Here is a 12,814-nt window from a genome sequence, read left to right on the forward strand (position 1 = left end):
CTTCGAGTCGAACGGACGTTCCTCTCGTCGGATCGCGCAAGTGTTTCGCTGCGCGGCGCGCTCATGCTATGAGGGGCGAAAGCCCGGAACGCCCATGTCCCAAGCCACTTCCCAAGCCCCTTCGCCCGCCTTCTCGCCCTTGGCGCCGCACCCTTTCGCCCGCTTCATCGCCATCCTCGGCCGGGGCCGCAATCTGTCGCGCCCGCTCACCGTCGAGGAGGCCGAACAGGCCATGGCCATGATCCTCGCCGGGGACGTGCTGCCCGAGCAGCTCGGCGCCTTTCTGATGCTGCTGCGCGTGAAGGAGGAAAGCCCCGAGGAAATCGCCGGCTTCGTCCGCGCCGTGCGGAAAACCCTGCCGCAGGGCGGCCCCGCCGCCGACATCGACTTTTCCTCCTACGCCGGCAAGAAGCGGCAGCTGCCCTGGTTCCTGCTCGCCGCTCTCGCGCTGGCGCAGTCGGGGCGCAAAGTGTTCATGCACGGCTTCGACGGCCACACGGCCGGCCGGCTCTACACCGGCGAAGTTTTGCGCGCCCTCGGCGTCACGCCGGCGCGCGACCTTGCCGAGGCGAGCGCGGCGCTGTCGCAGAAAAACTTCGCCTATCTCGACCTCGCCGCGATCAGCCCGCCGCTGGCGCGGATGATGGGGTTCAAGCCGATCCTCGGGTTGCGCTCGCCGGTCCATACGATCGCGCGCATGATCAATCCCTTCGCCGCGCCCTGCCTGCTGCAAGGCATTTTCCATCCCAACTATATGGCGACCCATCGCGGCGCCGCCGCGCTGCTCGGCGAGCGCGACATGATCGTGTTTCGCGGCGAAGGCGGCGAAATCGAACGGCGTCCGGGCAAACCCTGCGAGACGCTCGGCCTGCGCGAGGGCGTCGCCTTCGAGGAGCGCTGGGAGCCCCTGATCGAGGAGCCCCGGCAGACGCCGGACGAGGACATGGACCTCAAACGCCTCGTCGCCGTCTGGCGCGGCGAGACCCGAGACGCCTACGCCGAAGCCGCGGTCGCCGGCACGATGGCGCTGGCGCTGAAAACCTGCGGCGCGGCGGCGGATCAGGCCGCCGCGCAGGCGCTTGCCGAGCAATTCTGGAGCGCCCGCGACCGGGACGCATGGATCACGCGATAAAATGGACCGTCAGCCTCTCTTTCTGACCCTCGCCGGGCGGCGCGTCGCCGTCGTCGGCAACGGCCCCATCGCCGCGCGCCGCGTCGGCGCCCTGCTTTCCGCCGGCGCCGAAGTCGTGCTGTTCGCGGACCAGCCTTGCGCCGAATTTCTCGTCCTCGACGGCCGGTTCGCGCGCGGCGACCTCGCGCGCGCCGACGCCTTCGCCGGCTGCGCGCTGTGCTATTTCGCGCCGGACGGCGACGAGGAGCCGGACGCCGCGCTGCTGGCGCGGGCGCGCCAGGCCGGGGCGCTGGTCAATGTCGCCGATCGCCCCAAGCTCAGCGATTTCATCAACCCGTCCGTGCTCGACCGCTCGCCGCTGATCGTCGCCATTTCGACCGGCGGCGAGGCGCCGCTGCTCGGGCGCATGTTGAAGGCGCGGCTCGAAACCCTGATCCCCGCCGCCTATGGCCGGCTGGCGTCGCTGGCCGGAGAAGGCCGCGCCGCGCTGGGGGACAAATTGTCGAGCCATTCGGCGCGGCTGCGGTTCTGGGAACGGTTTTATGAGGGGCCGGCGGTGGAAATGGCGCTGGCCGGCGACGAGAACGGCGCCCGCGCCGTGCTCGATCATGAAATCTGGCGCGTCCGCCCGGACGGCTCGACGCCCGACGCCGAGGTCAGGGGCGAGGTCTATCTGGTCGGCGCCGGCCCCGGCGATCCCGACCTGCTGACGTTCCGCGCCTTCCGGCTGATGCAGAAGGCCGATGTGGTTCTTTACGACCGGCTGGTCGAACCCACCATTCTCGAGCGGGTGCGCCGCGACGCCGAGCGCATCTATGTGGGCAAGCGGCGCTCGCATCACGCGCTGCCGCAGGAGGAGATCGGCGAGCTGATGGTGAAGCTCGCCAGCCAGGGCAAGCGCGTGCTGCGGCTCAAGGGCGGCGACCCCTTCATTTTCGGGCGCGGCGGCGAGGAGATCGACAAGCTCGCCGATCACAAGATTCCGTTCCAGGTCGTGCCGGGCGTCACCGCCGCCGCCGGCTGCTCGTCCTATGCCGGCATCCCCCTGACGCACCGGGATTACGCGCAATCCTGCGTGTTCGTCACCGGCCACGGCAAGGACGGCCCGATCGAGCTCGACTGGTCCACGCTGCTGCGGCCCAACCAGACCGTGGCGGTCTATATGGGGCTGACGCATCTCGACTTCCTGATGAAGGAATTCGTGAGGCGCGGCGCCGATCCCGCCCTGCCCGCCGCCGTGATCGAAAACGGCACGCGCCCCAGTCAGATCACCGTGACCGGCACGATTTCGGATCTGGCGGCCAAGGCGGTGGAGGCGGGCCTGAAGGGTCCGACCATCATCATCGTCGGCCATGTGGTGAAGCTGCGCGACAAGCTGAATTGGTATGCGCCGACGCCGCCGTCAGGACCAACCGCCTGACGCGGCGGCCGCCGCGCCGAAAGTGAAAACAAGAAAGTTGGGCGACGCGCCGGCCTGGCGCGAATGTTCCCTTTTTGTTTTCACGTGAAACCATCAGGGGCGCGCGAACAGCAGGCACATCTAATTGTTTTACAAGAAACAATCAGCATCGCCGGCAACGGCGAGACGCCCCTGTTGAGACCACCCCGCTTTCGCAACCTGCAAGCTGTAGCGACGAAAACACACGGTTTTTTCCAGAATCTTGCACGTTTTTCGCAGGAATTTGGGCCTTTTCGCGCGTTTCGCGCCAATCCGTTTCAACTTCCGGTTGAGTTTTACCGAAATCCGCGGCCAAACCGCAAAAACAACAAAACCATAAAAATACCGCGCCCAAAGCAAACGGCCCGAGCGAAAAACTCGGGCCGCAGTTCGCACAAACTACTGGCTATCGCCCGCCTTGGTGATGTCCTTGACCCTCTCGGCAAAGGATTTCTTGTCTTTCCCGGCGTGAATGCGGCCCTTGAGCACGTCGTCCCAGGTGATCAAGGGATAGAGATTGTGCGCCTTGGCCTGCGCTTCAAACTCGGCCTTCAGCTCGGCGAGTTTTTCCGGATTCTTCTTGGCCAGATCGATGCGCTCGGTGGGGTCGTCGTTCAGGTTATAAAGTTCCCACGCGTTTTCGTCGAAAGCCTCGTTGGCCTTGGCGATGCCGGTAATAAAGCTGCTGGGATAGGCGAGTCCCGCCTTCCAGCCGTCCTTGTAGATCGCGCGCGACCCGAAGATGTAATAATATTGCTCGTTGTGATGCCAGGCCGCGTTGGCGTTGTCGATCGAATCCGCGAAGGAGACGCCCTCGACCGGCTGTTGCTTGACGCTGCGGATTTCCTCGGGCGGCTTGACGCCGATCAGGTCGAGCGTGGTCGGCAGAACGTCGATGACATGGCTGTATTGCGGACGAATGCCGCCCTTGTCCTTGATGCCCTTCGGCCAGTAAACGATCAGCGGATTATGCGTGCCGCCTTCGGCGTTGGCGTCCTGCTTCCATTGCTTGAACGGCGTATCGGCGGCCTGCGCCCAGCCGAGCGGGTAATTGCCCTCGACGGCGGCCGGCGTGCCGATTTCGCCGATCTTGCCCAGATTATGGGCGATATTGTCCTTCTCCGGCAGCGGCGCCGTCACCAGGGAGCGGTCGATGTCGCCGTTGAGCGTGCCTTCCTTGCTGGCGCCGTTGTCGCCGACGGAAATGAAGATCAGCGTGTTGTCGAGCTGGCCGGTTTCCTTCAAATGGTTGACCAGACGGCTGATTTCATAGTCGGTATAGGCGAGATATCCCGCGTAGACTTCCATGAAGCGTGCGTAAAGCTTCTTTTCTTCGGGCGGCAGCGAGTCCCACGGCTTGATGGCGGGGTTGCGATCCGGCAGGACGGCGTTGGCGGGGATCACGCCGAGTTTCTTCTGGCGCTGGAACACTTCCTCGCGATAGGCGTCCCAGCCCGCGTCGAACTTGCCCTTGTACTTGTCGCTCCAGGAGGCGTCGACCTGATGCGGCGCATGGGTGGCGCCGGGCGCGTAATACAGGAAGAACGGTTTGTTCGGCGCGACCTTCTTCTGGCGGTCGATGTAAGAAATCGCCTTGTCCGTAATCTGCGCGGAAAGATGGCGGCCATCGGGGCGGACATGGGCCTGATCCTCGACCAGATCGGGTTTGTATTGATCGGTCTGCGAGCCGAGGAAGCCGAAGAAATGGTCAAAACCCTTGCCGGTGGGCCAATGGTCGAACGGACCGGCGTCGGTGGCCTCCTCATCGGGGGTCACGCCATATTTGCCGACCGCGAACGTATTGTAGCCGTTGTCGCGCAGGATTTCGGCGATGGTGCCGGCGGTGGCGGGCAGCCGGCCGTCCCATCCGGGGAAGCCGGCCGACAGCACGGTGTGGCTGAAGCCGGAAACGTGAACCGAGGCGCTGTTGCGGCCGGTCAGCAGCGCCGAGCGGGTCGGCGCGCAAATCGCAGTGGTGTGGAAATTGGTGTAGCGCAGGCCGTTGTTGGCCAGGGATTCGAGCGTGGGGGTTTCGACCAGCCCGCCAAACGCGTTTGACGCGCCATAGCCGACATCGTCGAGGAGAATCCAGATCACGTTCGGCGCGCCGGCGGGCGCCTGCGTCGGCGCCGGCCACCATTCCTTGGAATCCGCGAGCATCCGGCCGACCACGCCCTGATAGGGTTGCGCCGTCTGCGCCTGAAGCGCGCCGGCCGCGCAGGAGGTCAGCAACGCCGCCAGGGTCGCCGTCTTCAACAGTTTTCTTTGGTTCATGAAAGCCCTCGTTTGCTCCGCGAAGGCGCTGGCCGGCGCGCGCCGCCCCGCCTTTCACACACGAGCGTCAGCTTACAGGCATAATCCTACTAAGTCGATCAGTTAAATTAATAGTTAGCGCGAAATGGCCTACTTGCCCTCGCGCCCGAACGGAAAGCCGAGCTGCTCCATCGCTTTTCCCGGCTCGTCAAATCCCGAAACGGTGACGCCGAGCAGCCGCACGCCCTTGTCCGACGGAAACAGCGGGGCCAACAGCGCTTCCGCCCGCCGCGACAATTCCGGCGCCGATTCGACCGGCGCGCCTTCCGTATGCGCGCGCGTCACCTGCTGGAAATCGGCATATTTGACTTTGACGGTCACGGTGCGGCCGAACAGATGCAGCCGCTCGCAGGCCGCGAAAACTTTGGTCACGATGGGCGCGATCTTCTCGCGCATGGCCTCCGGCGCGAAAATATCCTGCAAGAACGTGTTTTCCGCGCCAATGCTTTTCCGCTCGCGGTTCGGCTTGACCGGCCGCAAATCCTCGCCCCGCGCGATGGCCCAATAGAACGCGCCGGCCTTGCCGAAATGATGCGCCAAAAACTCCGGCGTGCAGCTGCGCAGGTCGGCGCCGGTCTCGATCCCCAACCGCTTCATCTTGTCGGCGGTCGCCGGCCCGACGCCATGGAATTTGCGAACCGGCAGCGCCGCGACGAAACCCGGCCCCTGTTTCGGCGTGATCACGAACAGCCCGTTGGGCTTGCGCTGGTCGGAGGCCATTTTGGCCAGAAACTTGTTGTAGGACACGCCCGCCGAAGCGGTCAGCCCGGTCTCGGCGAAAATGGCGGCGCGGATTTTTTCGGCCGTCTCCGTCGCCGTCTCGCCGTCCTGCAAATAATCGGTCAGGTCGAGATAGGCCTCATCAAGCGACAATGGTTCGATCAACGGCGTATGCCGCGCAAAAATCTCGCGAATTTGCAGCGACACCGCGCGGTAAACGTCGAAGCGCGGCGGCATGAAGATCAAATCGGGACATTTGCGCTGCGCCGTCACCGACGGCAGCGCGGAATGCACGCCAAAGGCGCGGGCCTCGTAACTCGCCGCCGCCACCACGCCGCGCGCCCGGCCATGGCCCACCGCCACCGGCTTGCCGCGCAAATCCGGATGGTCGCGCTGCTCGACCGACGCAAAAAAGGCGTCCATGTCGATGTGAATAATTTTCCGAATGCGCTCCGGCGCGGTCATTTCCACATGCCGCGCATCCGCGCGCGCAAGTCCACAGGCGTTTGCAGCGCCGGGCCAGTCTCGTCGGCGCGGACCGCCGGCCAGCCGATCGTGTCGAAACTCCCCAGCATTTCCGTGGGAATGAACCGGCTGCGCGCGGCGTAAACGTGACGGTCGCCCCGGCTGTGCTGGCCGTGGGTGAAAAACCGCTGCGGCGTGATCAGCCGCAAATGATCTTTCGCCCGGGTCATGGCGACATAGAGCAGCCGCCGCTCCTCCTCGATCTCCGCCCGCGTTCCCGTGGCGAGATCGGAGGGGATGCAGCCGTCCACCACATTGAGCACGAACACGCTTTTCCATTCCTGCCCCTTGGCGGAATGGATGGTGGAGAGGATGAGATAATCCTCGTCGCGCAGCGGCGGGCCGGCCTCCGCGCTGGTGGCGTCGGGCGGGTCGAGCGTGAGTTCGGTGAGGAATTTTTCGCGCGACGGATAGTTGGCGGCGATAACCTCCAATTGCGCGAGGTCGATTTTTCGCGTGACGGAATCCTCGTGCAGCCGGTCCAGATGCGGCTCATACCAGGTTTTCGCCCGCGCGAGGTCGGACGGCCAGCCCGAGGGCGCGCGCAAAATCTCCACCAGCCCCCCCCAATGCGCGCCGGTCTTGGCGGGCGCCGGCAGGGCGGCCAGCGCATCGAACGGCGCGGAGTCCGCCGCGATCCTGTCGAGGATCTTCCGCGCCGCGGCGGGCCCCACGCCCGGCAACAATTGCAGCAGCCGGAAGCCGGAAATGCGGTCGCGCGGGTTTTGCGCGAAACGCAGGAAGGCCAAAACATCCTTCACATGGGCGCTGTCGAGGAATTTCAGGCCGCCGAATTTCACAAACGGAATGTTGCGGCGGGTCAACTCCACTTCCAGCGGCCCGGAATGGTGCGCGGCGCGGAACAGCACCGCCTGATCCTTCAGCCGCATCCCGGTTTCGCGCGCCTCCAACACTTTTTCGGCGACGAAATTGGCCTGATCGGCCTCCTCGCGCACCACCACCAAAGCGGGACGTTCGGCTGATGTCCGCTCGGTCCAAAGGTTTTTGGTGAAACGCTCCTGCGCCCGCGCGATGACGCCGTTGGCGGCCTCCAGAATCGGCTGCGTCGAGCGGTAATTGCGCTCCAGCGTCACGATCTCGGCGGGCGGCGTGAATTTTGCCGGAAAATCCAGAATGTTGCGCACTTCGGCGGCGCGAAAGGCGTAGATCGACTGGGCGTCGTCGCCCACCGCCGTCAGCCCGCGCCCATCCGGTTTCAGGCCCAGCAAGATGCTGGCCTGGAGACGATTGGTGTCCTGGTATTCATCGACCAGCACATGATCGAAGCGCCCGCCCAGCTCCGCCGCCAGCGCGGACTCCTGCATCATTTGCGCCCAGTACAGCAACAGATCGTCGTAATCGAGCACGTTCTGCGCCTGCTTGGCCTCGACATAGGCGGCGAACAGCTTTTTCAGCGCGTCGGCCCAGCCCGCGCACCACGGAAACGCCTTCCCCAAAACCTGGTCCAGCGGCGCCTCGGAATTGACCGCGCGCGAATAAATGGCGAGGCAGGTCCCCTTGCCGGGAAAGCGTTTTTCCGTCTTGGACAAGCCGAGATCGTGGCGCACGAGATTGAGCAGATCGGCCGAATCCTCGCGGTCGTGAATGGTGAAATCGGGGTCCAGCCCGATCGTCACGGCCTGTTCGCGCAACAGACGGGCGCCAATGCTGTGAAAGGTGCCGGCCCAGGTCAGGGCGTCGGCCAGCACGTCGGCGCGTCGCCCCAGCGCCTCCTTGCAGATGCGCCGCACGCGCTCCCGCATTTCGGTGGACGCCCGGCGCGAAAAGGTCATCAGCAGGATGCGGCGGGGATCGGCGCCCTTGACGATCAGATGCGCCACCCGATGCGCCAGCGTGTTGGTCTTGCCTGAACCGGCGCCGGCGATGACCAGCAACGGCCGCTCCGCGCCGAATTCAGCGGCGCGGCGCTGGGCGTCGTTGAGTTTGGCGAGATAGGGCGCGCCCTCCCGCGCGAGCGAATCGCTGGTCTGCACGCCTGAACATAAAACGAACACGCGCAGGAACCAAATCGGCGATGAGGGATCGAAAAAACCGATCAAAAAGCGGCGGCGTTTCTGTTAGCTTTCCCCGGCGGTCGCGCTCATAACACCAGAGTCGGTCCGGCCATATTCGAGCACATTTTTCATGAGGCAGAAATGAGCAAACACACCACGATCAACATCGGCATCCCCGAAGACGTGCGCAAGAAAATTGCGGCGGGCCTGTCGCATCTTTTGGCGGATTCCTACACGCTCTACTTGATGACCCACAATTTTCACTGGAACGTGAAAGGTCCGATGTTCAACACGCTGCATGTGATGTTCATGCAGCAATATACGGAACAGTGGAATGCGCTCGACCTGATCGCCGAACGCATCCGCGCTTTGGGCCTGCCGGCGCCGGGCACCTACAAGGAATTCGTCAAGCTCGCCTCGATCAAGGAGGTCGAGGGCGTGCCGAAGGCCACCGACATGATCCAGCATCTGGTTGAGGCGCAGGAAGCGACCGCCCGCACCGCCCGCGACCTGTTCCCGCTGGTCAACGACGCCAACGACCAGCCCTCCGCCGACCTGCTCACCCAGCGCATCGACGTCCACGAAAAAACCGCCTGGATGCTGCGCAGCCTCCTCGAGGAGTGAGACGACTGGCAAATTGTTCCCCCGGTTCCGGCCGGGGGAACTTTCAATCGCCCATTTTGTTGAATGTTTTGTCGAACTCGGCGGCGAGCGAGCCGAAACCACGCGATCACATTCAAAACTCTGTCATGAACATACTGCATGATATATTGTGGAATATAGTAGACGGCGTAGAGCTCGCATGATTTTTCCCGCGAAACTTCGGGAGTCCGTCACATGCAGACCATCACCTTTTATGTAAAACCGCGCGAAGCCGCCGATATTCGCTGTCAGCAGGCCCTTGCCGACCATGGCTATGCGCTGGAAATCCGCGATATCGCCGCGGAAACCTGGACGCCGGCGCTGCTGCGTCCCTATTTCGGCAACAAGCCGGTGGCGGAATGGTTCGACCCTCAGGCGCCGCGCGTGCTGTCGGGCGCCGTCAACCCCGGCGCCATGCACGCGCAAGGCGCGCTGGTGGCCATGAGCGCCGATCACGACCTGATCCGCACCCCCCTGGTCAAGCTGGACGGACGCTGCGGCGCGGGTTTGACCGATGCGGAATGGCCCGATTTCCTGGCCGGCAAGACCGCGCCGGCCGCGCATCCCGGCGCCATGTCGGAATTCTGGATGCACGACGACTGAACCCCGACGCGCCGCCAGGGCGACGCGTCGGGCGCGCGTCAGCTTTCGGCGAACGCCTTTTCGATCACATAAGAGGCCGGGTCGCCGCCCGACCCCTCGCGGAAGCCGCGCGCTTCGAGCATCTGCACGAGGTCGCGCAACAGGCCGGGATTGCCGCAGATCATCACGCGGTCGTCGTCGGGATTGAGCGCGGGCTGGCCCAGATCGGCGAACAGCTTGCCCGATTCGATCAGGTCGGTGCATCGGCCCTGATAGTGGTAAGGCTCGCGCGTCACCGTCGGATAATGCAGCAATTTCTCCTGCACGATCTCGCCGAAGAATTCGTTGTTGCGGGCGGCCTCGACAATATCGAGGCCATATTTCAACTCGGCGACCTCACGGCAGCCATGGATCAGGATCAGGTGGTCGTAGAGGTCGTAAACCTCGGGATCTTTGATAATGCTGGAAAAAGGCGCGATGCCCGTGCCGGTCGAGAACATGTAGAGGCGCTTGCCCGGCAACAGGTTCGACTGCACCAGCGTGCCCGTGGGCTTGCGTCCGACCAGAACCTGGTCGCCGACCTTGAGATGAGCCAGATGCGAGGTCAGCGGCCCATCGGGCACCTTGATCGAGAAAAACTCCAGATCGTCCTCATAATTGGCGCTGGCCATGGAATAGGCGCGCAGCAACGGCTTGCCGTCCACTTCCAGGCCCATCATGGCGAACTGGCCGTTGATGAAACGGAAGGCGGAGTCGCGCGTGGTGCGAAAGCGGAACAGACGATCGGTATAGTGCTGCACTTCCAGCACGGTCTCGCGATTGAAGGCGCCGCCCGCCTTCTTCTTCGGCGCGGCGGCCGCTTCGGCATTGGTCATCGTCATGTCGTCTCCATAACAACGGCGGTCCGCCGGCGCCCGCCGCGTCCGACCGCGCTAAAGCATTGAACCAAGCCCGGAAATAACCGCAATCACGGTGAGGCGCTTCCGCATCGGCCCGGTCGCCGGATGAAATGCCGACGAAAAACCTAGACTTTTCACGTATAGCGAGGCGCGCCCGATTGCAAGCCGAACCCGAGCAAAAGTTTGATCTGGGACAAACATAACCGGCGCCCAATTTGCTTTCGGTTAAGAAATCCGCCTGCCCCGGCGCTGCGCCCGATCAGCAGCCCTTGCGGGCCTCCCACATCTGAAGCTCGTCGACGCGGTCCTTTTCCCAGCCGCCCAACTGGCCATAGGGCGGGAAGCAGCCCTCGCCGAACACGGCGATGGCTCGCGCGCTTTTGAAGCAATAGCCGTTGCGCGCATAGATCTTGTTGCGCGCATGCCAGAGTTCGCCGCAGGACATATAGGCGGGGTCCGGCGCCTGGGCCAAGGCGGCCGAGGGCGCGACCATCGCGGGCGAAGCCGCCAGCGCCGCCACAAGAACACAATGACGGACCGTTCCCATCACGCCCTCCATGCCCCGGAGAGACCGACGCGCGGTCCCGCGCCCAACAGCCTAGCCCCGGCGCCGCCCGGCGCCTTGTCGCACATCAATTCAGCCGCAAAGGCGCGCCCTACAACCAAAGGGCGACCGGCGCCCCCTTCCCGCCGGGGCGCTCGGCCCATTGCTGGGTGGCGATGGAGTGGAACTGCCCGTCGGCGCCCAACTGTCTCGCGGAAATGTGCAGACGCCGCGCGTTCACATCGAGGTCGATCAGATAATAGGCGGCGCGCCGCCTGGGATTGCGGCCGATGGACGAGGCCGAGCCGATGCCCAGCACGGGGATCGGGCCGTCCGGGCCGGCCATCACTTTTCGGGAAATGCTGTGGGCGTGGCCGTGCAGCACCAGTTCGGCGCCCTGGCGCGCCAGAACCGTGGCGAAATCGCGGTGGTCCTGGAGGTTGCGGATGGAGCCGCCGCCGTCCACCGGCGGATGGTGCAGCAGCACGACGCGCATGTCGTCGCGGGTCGCGTCGAGCATCTGCTCCAGCCGCTGCAATTGCGCCGCGCCGAGCTTGCCGGCGGCGACGAACGGCAGGGTCGGCACGCCCGAGCACAGGCCGATGACGGCGACGCCTTCGCGCCGGCGCAGGAAGGGAAAGCCGGTCCCCGGCGCGTCGCCGCTGATCCAGGGCCGCCATTCCCGCACCATCAGGCCGACGGACGCGCGCAAATAGGCGTCGTGATTGCCCGGCGCGAGGCTGACCTCGTCGGGTTCGCCCAGGGTGCGCATCCATTGCGCGGCGAACTGAAATTCCGCGGGAAGGCCGATGTTGCAGACATCGCCGGTCAGGGCGACGTGATCGGGTTTTTGCGCGCGCAAATCGGCGACCAGCGCCGCCAGCGCGTCCATGTCATGCGCCCGATGCCGCCCGCGCCGCCAGTTGATGTAGCCGGTGGCGCGCTTGCCGAGCAGCTCGCGCCATTTCGGGCGCGGCAGCGGGCCGATATGCGGGTCGGAAAGATGGGCGAGCCGGAAAAAACTCATTATGCGCCGCCAATCAAAATGCCGGTGAGCAGGACCACGACCCCGCCCACCACGATCTGCGCCACCGCCTTGAGGAAGGGCGTGTCCATGTAGCGCGCCCGGATATAGGCGATCGCCCAGAGTTCGACGAAAACCACCGCCGCCGCAATCGCCGTGGCGGTCCAGAAGGCGTTGGGCCAGGAATCCGGCACGAGATAGGGCAGCGAATGGCCGAGGCCGCCGAGCGTGGTCATGAACCCGCACACCGCGCCGCGAATGATCGGCGCGCCGCGCCCGGTGATCGAGCCGTCGTCGGACAAAGCCTCGGCGAATCCCATGGAAATGCCCGCGCCGAGCGAGGCGGCGAGGCCCACCAGAAAGGTCGAGAAATTGCTGTGGGTGGCGAAGGCGGCGGCGAACAGCGGCGCCAGCGTGGAGACCGAGCCGTCCATCAGCCCGGCCAGACCCGGCTGCACATATTGCAGCACAAAGAACCTGTGCGCGGTGCGCCCCTCTTCCTCGCGGGCGCTTTCCGTCAAAATGGCTTCCGACAGGGCGTTGGCCTTCTCGCCATGGCTGCGCTCGACCAGAGCGAGATCGCCGAGCAGCTTGCGCACGCCGACGTCCTTGGCCGCCTCCGCCGCCTGGATGTAGAAGCGCTGGGCGTCCTTCTCCATCGCCTCGGCCTGGCTGCGGATCATGTCGAGCGGCAGGTTCTTCAGCAGCCAGGTCGGGCGGCGGCTGTAATAGCCGCCGACGTCCTCACGGCGGATCGGCGGCAGGTTGCGGCCAAAGCGCGCCTGATAGATTTCCAGCAATTGCCGGCGATGGCCGTCTTCCTCCTCGGCCATCTCGACAAAAACTTTTGACGTCGCGGGATAGCGGTCGGCCAGTTCCTCGGAGAAGGAAAGGTAGATTCGGCTGTCCTCTTCTTCGGACGCGATGGCGATCGCCAGGATTTCGCGTTCCGTAAGGTCAGCAAATTTCTTCAGAGCCAA

11 protein-coding genes are annotated in these 12,814 nt (G+C 64.7%); 4 read left to right on the forward strand and 7 right to left on the reverse strand.

Annotation, left to right across the window (positions count from 1 at the left end):
• Positions 1–94 precede the first annotated feature (94 nt).
• Both CFB24_RS04015 and cysG read left to right on the forward strand, forming a co-directional pair.
• Positions 95–1,132: a glycosyl transferase family protein gene (locus tag CFB24_RS04015; RefSeq protein WP_088519243.1), complete on the forward strand. Its 1,038-nt coding sequence runs from the start codon at positions 95–97 to the stop codon at positions 1,130–1,132.
• A 1-nt stretch (position 1,133) separates the two neighbouring features.
• Positions 1,134–2,552, forward strand: a complete 1,419-nt coding sequence (gene cysG, locus CFB24_RS04020; protein WP_088519244.1) for a siroheme synthase CysG — start codon at positions 1,134–1,136, stop codon at positions 2,550–2,552.
• 417 nt (positions 2,553–2,969) lie between these two features.
• Here the strand turns inward: cysG and CFB24_RS04025 are convergent, their stop codons facing one another.
• The 3 genes from CFB24_RS04025 to CFB24_RS04035 all read right to left on the reverse strand — a co-directional run bounded on the left by CFB24_RS04025 (position 2,970) and on the right by CFB24_RS04035 (position 8,122).
• The gene (locus CFB24_RS04025; protein ID WP_088519245.1) at positions 2,970–4,844 is read right to left on the reverse strand and encodes an arylsulfatase; all 1,875 of its coding nucleotides are present in this window, start codon (positions 4,842–4,844) and stop codon (positions 2,970–2,972) included.
• 129 nt (positions 4,845–4,973) lie between these two features.
• Positions 4,974–6,068: a DNA polymerase IV gene (dinB, locus tag CFB24_RS04030; RefSeq protein WP_088519246.1), complete on the reverse strand. Its 1,095-nt coding sequence runs from the start codon at positions 6,066–6,068 to the stop codon at positions 4,974–4,976.
• Positions 6,065–8,122: an ATP-dependent helicase gene (locus CFB24_RS04035; protein ID WP_088519523.1), complete on the reverse strand. Its 2,058-nt coding sequence runs from the start codon at positions 8,120–8,122 to the stop codon at positions 6,065–6,067. The genes dinB and CFB24_RS04035 overlap by 4 nt, the downstream gene beginning before the upstream one ends.
• Positions 8,123–8,284: 162 nt before the next feature.
• Here CFB24_RS04035 and CFB24_RS04040 point away from each other — a divergent pair, with 162 nt between their 5' ends.
• Both CFB24_RS04040 and CFB24_RS04045 read left to right on the forward strand, forming a co-directional pair.
• The gene (locus tag CFB24_RS04040) at positions 8,285–8,767 is read left to right on the forward strand and encodes a Dps family protein (RefSeq protein WP_088519247.1); all 483 of its coding nucleotides are present in this window, start codon (positions 8,285–8,287) and stop codon (positions 8,765–8,767) included.
• A gap of 213 nt (positions 8,768–8,980) precedes the next feature.
• Positions 8,981–9,388, forward strand: coding sequence for a thioredoxin domain-containing protein (locus tag CFB24_RS04045; protein WP_088519248.1), 408 nt, complete (start codon positions 8,981–8,983; stop codon positions 9,386–9,388).
• A 38-nt stretch (positions 9,389–9,426) separates the two neighbouring features.
• On the opposite strand, the gene CFB24_RS04050 is transcribed toward CFB24_RS04045, so the two are convergent.
• From CFB24_RS04050 to mbfA, 4 genes are all read right to left on the reverse strand, one after another.
• On the reverse strand, positions 9,427–10,242 hold the full coding sequence (locus CFB24_RS04050) for a ferredoxin--NADP reductase (RefSeq protein ID WP_088519524.1): 816 nt from the start codon (positions 10,240–10,242) through the stop codon (positions 9,427–9,429).
• A gap of 283 nt (positions 10,243–10,525) precedes the next feature.
• On the reverse strand, positions 10,526–10,813 hold the full coding sequence (locus CFB24_RS04055) for a YARHG domain-containing protein (RefSeq protein ID WP_244593311.1): 288 nt from the start codon (positions 10,811–10,813) through the stop codon (positions 10,526–10,528).
• Positions 10,814–10,922: 109 nt separating this feature from the next.
• Positions 10,923–11,837, reverse strand: a complete 915-nt coding sequence (locus tag CFB24_RS04060; protein WP_088519250.1) for a metallophosphoesterase family protein — start codon at positions 11,835–11,837, stop codon at positions 10,923–10,925.
• Positions 11,837–12,808, reverse strand: a complete 972-nt coding sequence (gene mbfA, locus CFB24_RS04065) for an iron exporter MbfA (RefSeq protein ID WP_088519525.1) — start codon at positions 12,806–12,808, stop codon at positions 11,837–11,839. Before mbfA ends, CFB24_RS04060 begins: the two co-directional genes overlap by 1 nt.
• Positions 12,809–12,814 lie beyond the last annotated feature (6 nt).

It is taken from the genome of Rhodoblastus acidophilus, from assembly GCF_900187365.1.
In the GTDB taxonomy this organism is placed as follows: domain Bacteria; phylum Pseudomonadota; class Alphaproteobacteria; order Rhizobiales; family Beijerinckiaceae; genus Rhodoblastus; species Rhodoblastus acidophilus.